The sequence below is a fragment of the Planococcus chinensis genome (assembly GCF_042681545.1).
Lineage (GTDB): Bacteria > Bacillota > Bacilli > Bacillales_A > Planococcaceae > Planococcus > Planococcus chinensis.
In genome coordinates this window covers 1-15,567 of sequence record NZ_JBHUFW010000005.1, presented here as the reverse complement: position 1 = coordinate 15,567, position 15,567 = coordinate 1, and the positions used below count along the sequence as shown (strand labels likewise).

At 49.2% G+C, this 15,567-nt stretch carries 12 protein-coding genes and 2 riboswitches; of the genes, 11 read left to right on the top strand and 1 reads right to left on the bottom strand.

From position 1 onward, the window contains the following. Nucleotides 1-29 precede the first annotated feature (29 nt). The 11 genes from ACFSDB_RS07675 to ACFSDB_RS07625 all read left to right on the top strand — a co-directional run bounded on the left by ACFSDB_RS07675 (nt 30) and on the right by ACFSDB_RS07625 (nt 14,938). Complete coding sequence (locus ACFSDB_RS07675) at nt 30-1,268, top strand: helix-turn-helix domain-containing protein (RefSeq protein ID WP_377339649.1); 1,239 nt, start codon at nt 30-32, stop codon at nt 1,266-1,268. Next, entirely contained in the window at nt 1,265-1,423 is a 159-nt protein-coding gene (locus ACFSDB_RS07670; protein ID WP_204891720.1) for a hypothetical protein, read from the top strand. Before ACFSDB_RS07675 ends, ACFSDB_RS07670 begins: the two co-directional genes overlap by 4 nt. Nucleotides 1,424-1,517: 94 nt before the next feature. Further along, entirely contained in the window at nt 1,518-2,186 is a 669-nt protein-coding gene (locus tag ACFSDB_RS07665; protein WP_204891719.1) for a GNAT family N-acetyltransferase, read from the top strand. A 317-nt stretch (nt 2,187-2,503) separates the two neighbouring features. Then, entirely contained in the window at nt 2,504-4,219 is a 1,716-nt protein-coding gene (gene ilvD, locus ACFSDB_RS07660) for a dihydroxy-acid dehydratase (RefSeq protein ID WP_204891718.1), read from the top strand. 427 nt (nt 4,220-4,646) lie between these two features. Continuing rightward, nucleotides 4,647-6,119 carry a nicotinate phosphoribosyltransferase gene (locus ACFSDB_RS07655; RefSeq protein ID WP_204891717.1) on the top strand — a complete coding sequence of 491 codons (1,473 nt, stop codon included), beginning with the start codon at nt 4,647-4,649 and terminating at the stop codon, nt 6,117-6,119. A 12-nt stretch (nt 6,120-6,131) separates the two neighbouring features. Beyond that, nucleotides 6,132-6,959, top strand: a complete 828-nt coding sequence (gene nadE / locus ACFSDB_RS07650; protein ID WP_204891716.1) for an ammonia-dependent NAD(+) synthetase — start codon at nt 6,132-6,134, stop codon at nt 6,957-6,959. 161 nt (nt 6,960-7,120) lie between these two features. Further along, nucleotides 7,121-8,071: an AAA family ATPase gene (locus tag ACFSDB_RS07645; protein ID WP_204891715.1), complete on the top strand. Its 951-nt coding sequence runs from the start codon at nt 7,121-7,123 to the stop codon at nt 8,069-8,071. Continuing rightward, entirely contained in the window at nt 8,068-9,282 is a 1,215-nt protein-coding gene (locus ACFSDB_RS07640; protein ID WP_204891714.1) for a DUF58 domain-containing protein, read from the top strand. Before ACFSDB_RS07645 ends, ACFSDB_RS07640 begins: the two co-directional genes overlap by 4 nt. Next, nucleotides 9,279-11,465 carry a DUF4129 domain-containing transglutaminase family protein gene (locus ACFSDB_RS07635; RefSeq protein WP_204891713.1) on the top strand — a complete coding sequence of 729 codons (2,187 nt, stop codon included), beginning with the start codon at nt 9,279-9,281 and terminating at the stop codon, nt 11,463-11,465. Before ACFSDB_RS07640 ends, ACFSDB_RS07635 begins: the two co-directional genes overlap by 4 nt. Nucleotides 11,466-11,496: 31 nt before the next feature. After that, nucleotides 11,497-11,598: riboswitch (purine riboswitch) on the top strand. 126 nt (nt 11,599-11,724) lie between these two features. Continuing rightward, nucleotides 11,725-13,263, top strand: a complete 1,539-nt coding sequence (gene guaA / locus ACFSDB_RS07630; RefSeq protein WP_204892128.1) for a glutamine-hydrolyzing GMP synthase — start codon at nt 11,725-11,727, stop codon at nt 13,261-13,263. A 123-nt stretch (nt 13,264-13,386) separates the two neighbouring features. After that, nucleotides 13,387-13,488: riboswitch (purine riboswitch) on the top strand. A gap of 115 nt (nt 13,489-13,603) precedes the next feature. Continuing rightward, nucleotides 13,604-14,938, top strand: coding sequence for an NCS2 family permease (locus ACFSDB_RS07625; protein WP_204891712.1), 1,335 nt, complete (start codon nt 13,604-13,606; stop codon nt 14,936-14,938). 402 nt (nt 14,939-15,340) lie between these two features. Here ACFSDB_RS07625 and ACFSDB_RS07620 read toward each other — a convergent pair. Further along, on the bottom strand, nt 15,341-15,567 hold a 227-nt coding region (locus tag ACFSDB_RS07620; RefSeq protein WP_377339641.1), incomplete at its 5' end, for a hypothetical protein.

Below are 15,567 nucleotides of genomic sequence, written 5' to 3'. Positions count from 1 at the left end.
TTAATTATTCAGACATAAAGGGTGAGCTCATGAACATCGGTTCTGTCATCAAATATTACCGCACCAAAAACAACATGACGCAATTGCAATTAGCTGACGGGATTTGTTCGATTTCGCATTTGAGCAAAATCGAATCCAATACATATACGCCGCACGAGTCGACCATTGAAGCGCTGCTTGCCAAGATGGGCGTCCACTGGTCCAAGGAGATCGACAAGCATAACCGGCTGCAGCGCCAGTTGAGCGATTTTATCGATTGCCTGCTCCATTACGATCTGGAAAACACGCGGAGGCTGTTCAAGCAGCTGGAACAAGAAAACGATTACCTTCAGTCCACGGACTTGGTCAACCAGTTTGAACTGTATAAATTCCGCTTTTATGTCCTTGAAGCGGACCAGGTGCAGGCAGAAGCGCAGAAAAAGCTGCTCGAGCGGCTGCAGGGCTCTTTCACTGCGCCGGAAAAATGGCTGTATCAGTTCTTCCAGGCGATCTATTACAGCATGCTCAATAAAAACGGCAAAGCGCTCGGTTTTCTGGATTTGCTCGACCAGGGCATCCAGAGCATCCCCCAGAAATTCGAAGGGGAGTATTATTACCAGAAAGCCCGGTTATTGATTCTCCTTGACCGCTTTGAAGTATCCGCCTATTACGCGGAGCTGGCCGTCCAGTTCTATCAGCTCCATTACAATTACATCCGGCTCCTGCATGCGCAATTGCTCCTGGCCATGAATTACACGAGGCGAAACCTGCTTGTCCAGGCCAGCGGCATCTATACCGTTCTCACACGCAATGCCCAGCTGACCGGGCAGACCGAGCTTTATCATAAGACAGTTTATAATTACGTCGAACTGCTTATGGAAAAAGGGGAAGCCTTACAAGCGTATGAAATGCTTCAGGACATCCGCCAAAGCATCCCGAAAGAGACGGATTTCTATAAAGCGGTGCTGCTCAGCAAAATCGAAGCGGCTATCGAAGCGGGGATTGATCCCGCTCATTTGATCGAAGAAGTGCGGAAGCTGATCCGGAAACCGGAAGATGAACATTTTGAAATCTACGTGAACTACTTCGAAAAGCGAAATTTTTCCCAACCAGACCTTATGTCCTATTCTGAAGAGAAAATGTTTCCATTTTTCAGAAAAAATGGTTATATAAAAGAAAGCAAAAAAATCGCTGCGGATTTGGTGGAATACTACCAGCAGCAAAAAGAGTGGGAAAAAGCGAATTTCTACCGCTCTTATCATAATCGTAATGGAGGGGAATTATTATGATATTCAGCAAAAAGATGGCAATCGCTGCAGCCTTGGCAGTTGCGCTTACAGGAGCAATGCAGCTTCAGGCAGAAACGGAAGTGCAAGCGGCTGCTGTTCAGCAGGAAGAAGCAAAACCATTGTCATCAGTGCCGGTCATCGTGCCGCCGCTGTGATCCTAATCCACAAATCGTTCCCCCAGCTGTTTCGGCTGGGGGATTTTCGTTTATATTAAAAGAAGAAGGCGATGTCAGGAAAGGCGGGAAAAGGATGTATCGTAAAGAGCAGTTCATTTTCAAGGCGGGAAAACCTGTATCAGCGGTTATCCGCAATTATAAGAAGGGAGATTTCGGTGCATTGATCGATGTGCAGCGGGAAAGTTTTCCGCCTCCTTTTCCGGAAGATCTATGGTGGAGCGAAGACCAGCTGGAAAGCCATCTCGCTGCCTATCCGGAAGGGGCGCTCTGCGTTGAAATCGGAGGGGAGATAGCGGGCTCGCTGACCAGCCTCCTCGTCGATTTCGATCCGCAGCACCCCCAGCATACCTGGAGTGAAATTACAGGGGACGGCTACCTCACCAACCACCGGGATGAAGCGAAAACGCTGTACATTGCAGATATTTGCATCAAGCCTTCATTCCGCAAACTCGACCTCGGCAAACTATTGATGGAGGCGGTCTATGAGCGCGTGGTGCATGACAGGCTACTGCGGGTGCTCGGCGGTGCGCGTATGCCGGGATACGGGGCGCTTGCCGCTGATATGGGCCCGCAGGAATACGTGGAGCGCGTAATGGCCGGCGACCTGAAAGACCCGGTTATCTCATTTTTGCTCCGTTGCGGCCGGACACCGGTTGGCCTTGCAGCAGATTACCTTGAAGATGAGGACTCCCGGAATTTCGCGCTTCTGATGGAATGGCGAAATCCGTTTCTTAACGATTGAAAATAACCATGCTGATAAATGGCGATTCAGGACGGCGAAGAAAAGGGCATTTTCTTTGCCTGTCTTTTTTTGGCTTTCTACAAACCCGTTGCACCATGCATTTGGAAAAGTTTTATTGGAATAAGAAATAAAGGAAGAAATATTCCAATGTTAAAAAAGATACGACAAAAACTTCACTTGAACCATTTAATGGCATGAAAAGGCTTACATGTGTACGATTTTTGAAGTATTTGAATATAATTTTAAATAAAACTCGAAATTCATTGAATTGCGTAAATATTTCTCTATAATGATAAAAAAGAAAGGAAAGATGCCAAATGAAAAAAGACTTGCGAATCAATAGTAAAGTGTTCGACGGATCGATGAAAGCGCCGAACCGGGCGATGCTGCGAGCAGTAGGATTCGATGACCAGGATTTCACCAAACCGCAGATTGGAATAGCAAGTACTTGGAGCGAAGTCACTCCTTGCAATATACATATCCATGATTTGGCAGTGAGTGCGAAAAAAGGCGCAGCCGAAGCAGGCGGAAAGCCTATGATTTTTAACACCATTACCGTTTCAGACGGCATTTCAATGGGGACGGAAGGGATGAAATATTCGCTTTCAAGCCGTGATGTGATTGCCGATTCGATTGAAACTGTAGTAGGTGCGGAAAGTCTGGATGGCTTGGTTGCCATCGGCGGCTGCGACAAAAACATTCCGGGCTGTTTGATTGCCATTGCGAACTCGGAAGTTCCTGCTGTTTTCGTCTACGGCGGAACGATTGCGCCAGGAAAAAACAACGGACAGGACATTGACATCGTGTCGGTTTTCGAAGGTGTTGGCCAGCATAACGCCGGTACGATCGATGACGGGGCGCTCCGGAAAATCGAGTGTGCGGCTTGTCCGGGCGCCGGTTCTTGCGGCGGCATGTATACGGCGAACACGATGGCATCGGCTGCAGAAGCGATGGGCATGAGTTTGCCGGGCAGTTCTTCCAATCCGGCAGAGACGAGCGGCAAGCTGGCAGACTGCGAAGCGGCCGGTGCCGCCGTATACAATTTGCTGGAACAAGGGATTTACCCGAAAGACATCATGACCAAAGAAGCGTTTGAAAATGCCATTACGGTAGTGATGGCGCTCGGCGGCTCAACCAATGCCATTCTGCACCTATTGGCAATCGCCCATGCCGCAGAAGTGGATTTGACGATCGATGATTTTGACCGCCTCCAAAAAGCGGTGCCGCACATTGCTGACCTCAAGCCGAGCGGCAAATACGTGATGCAGGACTTGCACCGTGTTGGCGGCGTCCAAGCCGTGATGAAAATGCTGCTTGAAGCAGGCTACCTGCACGGCGACTGTATGACGGTCACCGGGAAAACCCTGGCGGAGAACTTGAAAGAGGCGCCGGATCTTCTGGAAGGGCAGCAAGTCATCATGCCGTTCGACAATCCGAAGCGGAAAGACGGCCCGCTGATCGTCTTGAAAGGGAATCTGTCGCCGCGTGGCGCTGTTGCGAAAATGTCCGGCGTCAAAGTGAAACGCCATTCTGGGCCCGCACGCGTTTTCGACAACGAGCCGGAAGCGACAGCTGCTGTGATGGCAGACCAGATCAATGACGGCGATGTGTTGGTGATCCGCTACGTGGGGCCGAAAGGCGGGCCGGGAATGCCGGAAATGCTGTCGATTTCAGGCATTCTCGTCGGCAAAGGCATGGACGAGAAAGTCGCTTTGCTGACAGATGGCCGTTTCTCCGGCGGAACTCATGGGTTGGTTGTCGGACATATTGCACCGGAAGCGCAAGTCGGCGGACCGATTGCTCTTCTAAAAGAAGGGGATATCGTTACGATCGATTCGGATACGCAGGAAATCACGATGGATGTGCCAGAAGAAGAGCTTGAAGCGCGCCGCAGAGCATGGGTGGCACCGCCGCTCCATAAGAAAGGCGTTCTCGGGAAGTATGCGCACAACGTCACTTGCTCTTCAAAAGGGGCGGTAACCGATTATTTGAACAGAGAGCAGACGGAAGCACATGCTCCAGTGAAGCAATAACGAAGAATTGGAAAAGGGCAGCCCTCGATGTGAGGGCTGCCCTTTGTTTTTTCAGGTAACATCTATAAAGTTTTGACTCAATTTTTCAACCCGTTTTATCGGGGAATCATTTCCATTGAAAGGATTAACTTTCTGTGCCGCGGTCATAGTTCCACTGAGGCTTTCTAACTTAAGCAACGTAAACCCTACCTTCTTTTACGTCCTTGCGATCCTCTAATCGCGCCAGTGTGAATAAGTATATTCAAAAACATTCTCGTAGAATGCCAGATTATCAAAATTTACCAGTTACCTTTTTGTTAACTAAATTAGTATCGCATATTTTTTCCGGACTGTCAACCTTTCTTTTCTTCGCGGACATTTCGTTTTTGAAATATCCCACTTAGGGTATAATTAAATTTATCAAAGATAGCGGAAGAAGGAGATAGGAATGGTGAAGACTTACTCAGATGACAGTTTGGCATTACATACCGATCTATACCAGATCAATATGTCGGAAGCTTATTGGGCTGACGGCATGCACGAACGCAAAGCGGTGTTCGAGCTGTTTTTCAGAAAATTGCCGTTTGGCAATGGATACGCAGTTTTTGCAGGGCTGGAACGTGTGCTTGATTACCTCAAGAACTTTCGGTTCAGCGACAGCGACCTTGCCTATTTGAAAGAAGAAGTCGGCTATAAAGATGACTTCCTTGATTATTTGAAAGGCGTCCGGTTCACGGGAGATGTCTATTCAGTCGTCGAAGGGGAGCTCGTCTTCCAAAACGAGCCGCTGATCCGCATCGAAGCGCCGCTGGTGGAAGCGCAGCTGGTTGAGACGGCGCTCTTAAACATTGTCAATTACCAGACGCTGATTGCGACCAAAGCGAGCCGGATCAAGCAGATCGTCAAAGACGAACGCGTGATGGAATTCGGTACAAGGCGCGCACAGGAAATGGATGCGGCAGTATGGGGGACGCGGGCAGCCTATATCGGCGGCTTGGAGGCGACAAGCAACGTGCGCGCCGGAAAGAAATTCGGCATTCCCGTAGCCGGCACTCATGCGCATTCCATGGTCCAGGCGTATAAGGATGAATATGAAGCTTTTCATGCTTATGCACGGCGCCATAAAAACTGTGTATTCCTCGTTGACACCTACGACACACTGAAATCCGGCGTACCGACAGCGATCCGTGTAGCCAAAGAACTGGGCGACAGCATCCATTTCCAAGGCATCCGGCTGGACAGCGGCGATATCGCGTTTTTATCAAAAGAAGCGCGAAAAATGCTGGACGAAGCAGGGTTCCCGGATACGGAAATCGTCGTATCGAATGACCTCGACGAGTACACCATCCTGAACCTGAAAGCCCAGGGTGCCCGCGTGGATTCGTGGGGAATCGGCACCAAGCTGATCACGGCGTATGACCAGCCGGCACTTGGCGCAGTCTACAAAATAGTGGCGATCGAAAACGACGAAGGTGAGATGGAAGACACCATCAAAATTTCCGGCAATACCGAAAAAGTCACGACGCCGGGACGGAAAAAAGTTTATCGGATAATAGATAGGGAAAATGGAAAATCAGAAGGCGATTATATCACCATGTACGATGAGGATCCGGCACAGGAAGATCATTTGAAGATGTTCCACCCGGTCCATACGTACGTCTCGAAGTTCGTTTCGAATTTCGATGCGGTGAATATCCACCAGCAGGTCATCCGGAGCGGGGAAGTGGTTTATGAAATGCCGCCGCTCGCCGATATCCAGGCATATTCAAAAGGGACGCTCGACCTATTGTGGGACGAATACAAGCGGTCGCTGAATCCGGAAGAATATCCGGTGGACCTCAGCCAGAAGTGCTGGGACAATAAAATGCGGAATATCCAGGAAGTGAAAGATGCCATTCAGCAGATGGCTGGAAAGAAATAAGGGGGAAAATCCATGTCTAACTTGCAGCAGCAGATTATCGAAGAATTGAAAGTGCAGCCGGTGATCGATCCGAAGGAAGAAATCCGCAAGACGATTGATTTCCTGAAAGAATATTTGACGAAACATCCGTTTCTTGAAGGCTATGTACTAGGGATTTCCGGCGGTCAAGATTCGACGCTGGCTGGCCGCTTGGCCCAGATGGCGGTCGATGAACTGAACGAGGAAACCGGCGGAGAGAAGTATGCCTTCCACGCAGTACGCCTTCCGTATGGCAAGCAATTTGATGAGCATGATGCACAAGACGCACTGGATTTTATCAATCCGTCCAAATTATATACGGTCAATATCAAGGAAGCCGTCGATGCTGGCGACAATGCGCTGGAAGAGGCGGGAATCGACTTGACCGACTTTATCAAAGGGAATGATAAAGCGCGTGAGCGGATGAAAGTGCAGTATGCAATCGCTGCATCCAAAAACGCGGTGGTGCTGGGCACTGACCATGCAGCAGAAGCGATTACCGGCTTCTATACGAAGTACGGCGACGGCGCCGCTGATGTGACGCCGCTGTTCCGGCTTAACAAACGCCAAGGCCGCGCGATGCTGAAGGAGCTCGGAAGCCCTGAGCATCTCTATATGAAGATCCCGACTGCTGACCTTGAAGAGGACCGTCCGGCCATTCCGGATGAAGTGGCGCTGGGCATCACGTACGATATGATCGACGATTACCTGGAAGGCAAAAAGATTCCGGCGGATGCCCAGGAAAAGCTGGAGAATTATTATCTCCGTTCGCAGCACAAGCGCCATCTGCCGATCACGATCTACGACGATTTTTGGAAATAGGTTTTACAAAACAGGGCCCGTAACAGGGTTCTGTTTTTTATTTGCGAAAAAAGTCCCTCTTAAAGTTTTGGAGAGTTGAGAATTTCAGCTAAATTCGTTATGCTTGTAATAAGTTTTAGACAATTTGAAAAATTCACTTTCACACTATTGGAGGAATATAGATGAATGCTAAAGACAGGCTGAACGCCGTTATTGATAATATTGAAAAAGTGATTATCGGCAAAAGGGATATCGCAGAACTGAGCATTGTCGCCCTGCTGTCCCATGGCCATGTCCTGCTCGAAGACGTTCCGGGCGTCGGAAAGACGATGCTTGTGAGAGCGTTGGCCAAATCGGTCGGCGCCGATTTCAAGCGCATCCAATTCACTCCTGACCTCCTCCCTTCGGATGTTATCGGCGTTTCCATTTATAATCCAAAAGACATGGAATTCCATTTCCGCCCTGGACCGATCATGGGCAATATCATCCTTGCTGACGAGATCAACCGGACGTCCCCAAAGACTCAATCCTCACTTCTTGAAGCGATGGAAGAAGCTTCCGTGACTATCGACGGCGTTACCATGCCCATTCCAAAGCCCTTTTTCGTTATGGCTACCCAGAACCCAATTGAATACGAAGGAACCTACCCGCTGCCGGAAGCCCAGCTTGACCGGTTTTTATTGCGTGTCAAAATGGGCTACCCGTCTCCGAAAGAAGAGATGGAAGTGCTGAACCGGGCCCAATTGTCGACGCCGATCGAAGATCTCCAATCGGTCATCACGCTGGAGGAAGTTCTTGCGCTTCAGGAAGAAGCCAAAACAATAAAGGTGGATGAAACGATCCGCAGCTATATCGTCGATTTGGCGCGCCAGACCAGGATCGACCCGTATGTCTATCTGGGCGTCAGCCCCCGCGGGTCGATTGCCCTCATGAAAGCGTCGCAAGCCTATGCCATGCTGAAAGGGCGCGATTATGTGACGCCGGACGATGTCCAGTATTTGGCGAAGTTCGTGTTCGGACACCGGGTCATGCTGCGCTCCGAAGCCCGTTATGACGGCATTACAACGGACGAAATCACAGAACGCATCCTGGCGAAGACACGCGTCCCTGTCCAGAGGCTAGTTGGCCAATGATCAAAACAGCGCCCATCGTGAACTTGGGTGGCAGGCTTTTCTTTGTGCTGTTCATCTTGCTGTTCACCTTCACTTACGCCATGTTCCAAGGGGGCTTTGTCAGCTGGTTCATTTTCTATATGGCATTGCCATTTGTCCTGTATTCGCTCCTTCTGGCCTTTTATCCGCTGAAGGACATTCGCCTCAGCCGGGAAATCCACACCCCTCAGATCCGAAAAGGCGCCGACTTTTCAGCGACGGTCCGGATTGACAGGGATTGGCGGTTCCCGCTGCTGTATACGGTGCTGACGGAGCAGACGACTTCGCCGGCGCTGCGCAGCAGGACGGAAGGCGGAAGGCAGAAAATGCTCGTCCCCGGTTTCCGCAAATCCTATACTTGGACTTATCAAATTTCCGATATGCCGCGCGGCGAGCATATCCTCGAAGGCGTCAATATCGAAATTGCTGATTTCTTTGGATGGGTGCGCAAAGCTAAACTGATCCCGCTTCAGCAAAAAGTGCTGGTGTATCCGAATACGTTCGAAATCGCCTACCGGCCGATTGAATCGAAATATGACCACGGATCGATTGCGGCACCGTTCACACTTGTCAAAGATACAACGATGGCAACCGGCGTCCGGGATTACCGTCCGGGGGACCGGGTTTCCTGGATCCACTGGAAATCGTTTGCCCGCACGCAGACAATGCGGACCAAAGAGTTTGAGGACCGCCAGTCCCAGGATATGTTCCTGCTTGATGACCGTGCCCCGTCTCATAAATTCGAAATGCAGGTCGAACTGGTCGCTTCGATCCTGCAGTCAATTGTTCGGGCCAATTCGAGCGTCGCTTATATGTCGATCGGCGAGACCCGCAATTATTTCCCGAGCATCCAGTCGGAAGAACACCTGCAGCGCATCATGTACCATCTTGCGAAAGTGCAGCCGGATCTGAAGGGGCCTGTAGAAGAAGCGATCCACCGCGATTTGAATGAAATCCAGGCATCCAGTATGCTCTATGTGACTGCCAATCTGACCATGGACATGGTCAAGGCGATCCAGCGCAACGTCCGGAACCTGAACGCCTGCATGTGTCTGGTCGTAATGAAAAAAGGGGAAAAGCCCTCGCCAGAAGACGAAAGGGCTTTTCAATTCGCACGTTCGAAAGGGTTTATCGTCAAGCGGATCAGCCCTGGAAATTATGCATCAGTGTTCACGGAGGTGAGCGGGAAATGACATCCATCCGAAAAAATAAAGGATTTATGGCAGTGCTGTATGTACTGGTCTTTTTCTTGCTCGCCGAATGGCTGACGCCGGTAATCGTCTTGACCAACACAGGCCATAAGCCATTGTTCCTGTTCTTCATTGCAGCTGCACTGCTGATGGCGCTGCTGAAAACCCCCTGGTGGATTTCAGGGCCTTTCAAAATTCTCTTTATTGTCTGGTTCATCATTTATGTCTATACCGATGACGCTTTTTTTACCGGAGAAGCCATCCGTTTCCTATGGAGCAATTTCTCGCTTGATATGCAAGCGGTCTTTTCGCAGAATTGGGCGGAAACCACCGATATTTTCAGGACCGTGCTGTTTTTTGCGCTATTGTGGATGGCGGTTTACCTGATCCATTACTGGGTCAGCTACCGGCTGAGCATCTTCCTGTTTTATTTGCTGACAGTCGTTTTTGTCGCAGTGCTGGATACGTTCAGCCCCTACACCGGGAATGTCGCCATCGTCCGGATCATGGTCATCGGGCTGCTGCTTGCCGGTCTCCTGCATCTTGCGCGCTGGGCGGAGCGGCATCGCATTGAACTGCCGGGCAATAAGATTGCGGCATACGTCATTCCGCTGTTCCTGGCGATTGCGGCGGCAACTGCTCTGGCGTTGTATCTGCCGAAATCCGGTCCGATCTGGCCCGATCCCGTTCCATATATCACTTCGTTCTCCGAACAAGCGGGAAGCGGGCCGGGAGGGACGGTCGGAAGGATCGGCTATGGTGTGGACGACTCTCAGCTCGGTGGCTCTTTCATTGGTGACAATACTCCGGTATTCAGGGCCGAAGTGGCAGACGGGCAATATTGGAAAGTGGAATCGAAGGATATCTATACGACAAAAGGATGGGAACTGACGGAGAATGTCGGCGAATCCCGCGTCTTCGGCAGCGGCGATCTTCTGCTGACCGATTTCGTGCCGGGAGAAGAAGCAGAAGAGGACGAGGCGAGCATTGATATGGCGCAGGAATTCCCTTTTGTGCTTTATCCATATGGCATGAAATCCGTATTGGCGGGCGGTGGAATCGATTTTGAATACCATTCTGCGGACCAGCGGATTGAAACCTTTTCCCAAGGACAGCCGATTGAAACAGAAGCATATGAAATCGACTATAGTGAGCCGTTGTACAGTTTGACTGCTTTGCGGAGTACATCAGAAGAAGACCTGGCCGCCTTGCCGGCCGAATTCGATCGATACAAGCAGCTTCCGGCGGAATTGCCGCAGCGGGTGAGGGATTTGGCGGCCGAAATCACAGCGGATTCTGCCAATATCTATGACAAAGCGCGCGCAATTGAAAGTTATTTCAGCACCGCGGGGTTCGAATACAGCCAGGTCGATATCCCGGTGCCGGAAGAGGACCAGGATTATGTGGACCAGTTTTTATTTGAAACGAAAAAAGGCTATTGCGATAATTACTCCACTTCAATGGTGGTGCTGCTCCGTTCGCTCGATATTCCGGCACGTTGGGTCAAAGGGTTCAATGAAGGCGAACTGATAGCGGTGGAAGATGGAACGGAAACGTATCAAATCACCAATAACAATGCCCATTCGTGGGTTGAAGCATACATGCCGGGAGTCGGCTGGATGCTTTTTGAACCGACGATCGGCTTTACCGGGGCGGCGTCGATCGACTTCGACGTGGAAGCCGACCAGCCGGAAGATGAAGCGGTTGAAGCGCCGGAGCGGCCGAATCCCATTCCGGAAATAGAAGATGAGGCAACGATTGATCCAGCAGATGAAGAACCGACCCAGATGAACCGAATCGGCTTCTTCTTGGAAGAAAACATTGGGAAAATCCTTTTGGGGCTTGCTGGTTTGGGATTATTTATTGCCATTATGTATAAAATGCGGCAGAAATGGCTTCCGAAATTGCTGATCCCGTACTACCGTTTCCGCGGCGACAATGCGGCAACGTTCGAAAAAGCATATTTGCGTTTGTTGATGCAGCTGGATCTTTACGGCATCAAGCGGAAGGAAGGGCAGACCTTAAAGTCCTATGCAGCTTACATCGATTCCTTTTTCGGCTCGCACGATATGACCAAGCTGACCCAGGCTTATGAACGCTCTGTATATGGAGGGAAAGCCGAAACCATTCGTTGGCATGACCTGAAAGAAAGTTGGGAAAATTTAATCAAACAGACAACCGGTTGATTTTGGCGGGGCTACCTTGTACAATTGAGAAAATTAAAAGTACAGGTGCCCTCATATATGTCTGGTAATATGGACCAGATGTCTCTACCAAGTCCCCGGAAATGACTTGACTATGAAGGTGGATGACGCATGCCTTCAGATATGTGCATTCGCCTTTTTGATGTAGAGCAGAAGAACGCGAGGAGTCCATTTTCGCGTTCTTTTGTTATTTTGAGGCTCCAATTGAATAGAAGAGGTGAAGAGTGTGCCAGCAAGTCCGATGTTAAAAGAACAAAAGAAAATTGTGGTTTTGGATTTTGGAAGCCAGTACAACCAATTGATTACACGGCGTATTCGTGAAATCGGTGTTTACAGTGAACTGCATCCGCATACGATTACTGCTGATGAAATCCGCGACATGAATGCGACCGGCATCATTTTCTCCGGCGGACCGAATTCCGTATATGACGAGAACGCTTTTTCAGTAGACGATGCGATATTTGAAATGGGCCTCCCAATTCTGGGGATCTGCTACGGCATGCAGCTCATGGCGCTTCATTTGAAAGGCAATGTGGAAAAGGCGAAAAACCGAGAGTACGGCAAAGCGGAACTCCAATTGGTAAAAGAAAGCAAAATCTTCAAAGGCCTTCCGGAAGAACAAATCGTCTGGATGAGCCATGGAGATTTGGTGACAGCAGTGCCGCCAGGTTTTGACGTCGTCGGAACAAGCGCAGGCTGCCCGATCGCTTCAATGGCTGACGAATCCCGCGGGTTTTACGGCGTCCAGTTCCACCCGGAAGTACGCCACTCGATTTACGGCAATGAATTGCTGCGCCAATTTGTCTTTGATGTTTGCGGCATGGAAAATGAATGGTCGATGGAGAACTTCATCGAGCTGGAAATCCAGAAAATCCGTGAAGAAGTCGGCGACAAAAAAGTGCTTTGTGCACTAAGCGGCGGGGTCGATTCATCAGTGGTAGCGGTATTGATCCACAAAGCGATCGGCGATCAGCTGACATGCATGTTCGTTGACCATGGCCTGCTGCGCAAAGGCGAAGCGGAAAGTGTCATGAAAACTTTTGCTGACGGCTTCAATATGAATGTCATCAAAATTGATGCGCGCGAGCGGTTCATGAAGAAATTGGAAGGCGTTTCAGATCCGGAACAAAAACGGAAAATCATCGGCAATGAATTCATCTATGTCTTTGATGATGAAGCCTCCCAATTGGAAGGCATGGACTTCCTGGCACAAGGAACTCTTTATACCGATATTATCGAAAGCGGAACAACAACTGCACAAACCATCAAATCGCATCATAACGTCGGCGGTCTTCCGGAAGACATGCAGTTCAAATTGATCGAGCCTTTGAATACGTTGTTCAAAGATGAAGTCCGTGTACTGGGCACCGAGCTCGGCATGCCGGATGAAATCGTTTGGCGGCAGCCATTCCCTGGCCCAGGCTTAGGGATCCGCATAATGGGTGCGGTCACGGAAGAAAAGCTGGAAATTGTACGTGAATCCGACTGGATTTTGCGCGATGAAATCAGCAAAGCCGGCCTTGACCGTGACATCTGGCAGTACTTTACGGTCCTGCCGGATATCCGCAGCGTTGGTGTCATGGGCGATGCCCGGACGTACGATTACGCAATCGGCATCCGTGCAGTAACCTCAATTGACGGCATGACTTCAGACTGGGCACGAATCCCATGGGATGTTCTGGAGAAAATCAGCGTCCGTCTTGTAAATGAAGTGTCGCACATCAACCGTGTGCTTTACGACATTACGAGCAAGCCGCCTGCAACAATCGAGTGGGAATAAGAAAAGCTGGAGCACCGAAAACGGTGCTCCAGTTTTTTTGAATTTTCACGAACTATAATTGATTTTAAAAGGATAATGTTCGTGTTTTATGTTGTATTATGATATAAGTTGTGTTATTCTACTATAGAAATTAAATAACGTTGTCGTATAATGTCGGGAATGTGGCCCGAAAGTTTCTACCGAGTTACCGTAAATGACTCGACTACGATTTTGCCCCTTTAAGTTAAAAGCGGGCCTCCTTATAGGTTTTTATGGAGATAAATCGAACGCATACGGCAAGGGGCTGTATGCGTTTTTCTGTTTTTCAGCATTATCGCGGCGACACGCGGAGGAAATAATAATGAAGAAGTATTTTCAGTTTGAAGAACTGGGGACAAGTTACCGGCAGGAATTTATCGGTGGCTTAACCACATTTTTAGCTATGGCGTATATCCTGGTGGTCAATCCTCTGACGTTGACATTAAGTTCAGTTACGGATCTGCCGGATGCACTTCGGATGGATTATGGAGCGGTGTTCATGGCGACAGCGCTGGCTGCAGCGGTGGGAAGTTTGATGATGGGGGTTGTCGCGAAGTATCCGATTGCACTAGCTCCCGGAATGGGACTGAATGCATTCTTTGCTTACACAGTCATCCTGACATATGGCATCCCTTGGCAGACGGCTTTGACTGGTGTATTGTTCTCCGGGCTCATTTTCATCATTCTTTCGTTATCAGGTCTGCGTGAGCGGATCATCAATGCCATACCTGCAGATTTGAAAATGGCAGTTGGAGCAGGGATCGGTTTGTACATCACGTTCATCGGCTTCCAGAACGCGGGCATCATTATCGGAGATCCGGATACAATGGTCGGATTGGGCGACTTGACCAATCCCTCGACGCTCCTTGCGATCTTCGGTTTGGTCATCACCGTGATTTTCATGGTCCGCGGAGTGAAGGGCGGCATCTTTTTCGGTATGCTCATCGCCGCAGTTGTCGGGATGATTTTCAGCATCGTTGAACTTCCAAGCGCGATCATCGGAAGTGTGCCGAGCATGGCCCCGACATTCGGCGTCGCTCTAGAGCCGATCTTCAACGATCCGGGTTCACTAATGACAATTCAGTTTTTGGTTGTCGTCCTGACTTTCCTGTTCGTCGACTTTTTCGATACAGCCGGAACGCTGGTTGCGGTAGCAAACCAAGCCGGCTTGATCAAAGAAAACAAATTGCCGCGTGCAGGCAAAGCATTGCTTGCCGATGCAGTTGCTACAGTGGCAGGCGCAATCTTCGGAACATCGACTACAACTTCTTACATTGAATCGACATCAGGAGTTGCAGCAGGAGCACGTTCCGGATTTGCGTCAGTGGTCACGGGTGTATTGTTCCTGGTTTCGATTTTGTTTTATCCGTTGCTCGAAGTCATCACGAGTGCAGTTACGGCTCCAGCTTTAATCATTGTTGGTGTCTTGATGGTATCGGCTCTGGGCAAAATCGATTGGACGAAATTCGAAATAGCGGTACCGGCATTTCTCACCATGATTGCAATGCCGCTCGGGTACAGCATCGCAACAGGTATCGCGATCGGATTCATCTTCTATCCGATTACCATGATTGCTGCCGGCAAAGGCAAGCAAGTGCATCCGATCATGTACGGTCTGTTTGTAATTTTCGTTTTGTATTTCATATTCCTAGTTTAAGAGAAGAAACTCCGCCGGAAACTGGCGGAGTTTTTTTAATTTTAATTTCAGGGACGGCGGTGGGAAAGTTGAAAGAGATTGTTGGAGGATGAGCACGGATTGCAAACGTGCCGAAAGAAAATCAGGTTTTTTTCAACGGAGGGATTCGGACAAAAAGGCTTCGAATGATTCCTTACTTCACTGTGAAAAACCTGGGATAAAAAATAGCAGTTTTAAAGTGGGAGCAACAGAATATTTTATATAGAAGAAACTGGAGCGGGAGGCGGGGGCATTATCAATAACCAGTGCATGTCATGTAAAGAAAAAACTTGCTTTCAAAAATGTAATATTATTTAGGGTTGATTTTTTTGAACATTCAGTTATAATAAAAAAGCAGACACTTATAATATTAATTTATTTTATTCACACAAAGTGTTGACTTTCTATTGCAGCCTTGGTATATTTATAAGCGTCCTCTAAGCGACTAGATAAACATTGAAACAAAATGTTGACATCGAAAACGATATGAGGTAAAGTAATAAAGTTGCTGTGAAAACGGCGAGCAATTGAACCTTGAAAACTGAACAGCAAAACGTCAACAAAAATTGTTGAGGCGTTCCGACGCCGAAACAAATTTCTGCGAGGGTCGC

What these genes read in the sequence shown, in the direction of transcription:
- ACFSDB_RS07675 (WP_377339649.1), top strand. Translation starts at nt 30, where the DNA reads ATGAACATCGGTTCTGTCATCAAATATTACCGCACCAAAAACAACATG.
- ACFSDB_RS07670 (WP_204891720.1), top strand. Translation starts at nt 1,265, where the DNA reads ATGATATTCAGCAAAAAGATGGCAATCGCTGCAGCCTTGGCAGTTGCG.
- ACFSDB_RS07665 (WP_204891719.1), top strand. Translation starts at nt 1,518, where the DNA reads ATGTATCGTAAAGAGCAGTTCATTTTCAAGGCGGGAAAACCTGTATCA.
- ilvD (WP_204891718.1), top strand. Translation starts at nt 2,504, where the DNA reads ATGAAAAAAGACTTGCGAATCAATAGTAAAGTGTTCGACGGATCGATG.
- ACFSDB_RS07655 (WP_204891717.1), top strand. Translation starts at nt 4,647, where the DNA reads ATGGTGAAGACTTACTCAGATGACAGTTTGGCATTACATACCGATCTA.
- nadE (WP_204891716.1), top strand. Translation starts at nt 6,132, where the DNA reads ATGTCTAACTTGCAGCAGCAGATTATCGAAGAATTGAAAGTGCAGCCG.
- ACFSDB_RS07645 (WP_204891715.1), top strand. Translation starts at nt 7,121, where the DNA reads ATGAATGCTAAAGACAGGCTGAACGCCGTTATTGATAATATTGAAAAA.
- ACFSDB_RS07640 (WP_204891714.1), top strand. Translation starts at nt 8,068, where the DNA reads ATGATCAAAACAGCGCCCATCGTGAACTTGGGTGGCAGGCTTTTCTTT.
- ACFSDB_RS07635 (WP_204891713.1), top strand. Translation starts at nt 9,279, where the DNA reads ATGACATCCATCCGAAAAAATAAAGGATTTATGGCAGTGCTGTATGTA.
- guaA (WP_204892128.1), top strand. Translation starts at nt 11,725, where the DNA reads ATGTTAAAAGAACAAAAGAAAATTGTGGTTTTGGATTTTGGAAGCCAG.
- ACFSDB_RS07625 (WP_204891712.1), top strand. Translation starts at nt 13,604, where the DNA reads ATGAAGAAGTATTTTCAGTTTGAAGAACTGGGGACAAGTTACCGGCAG.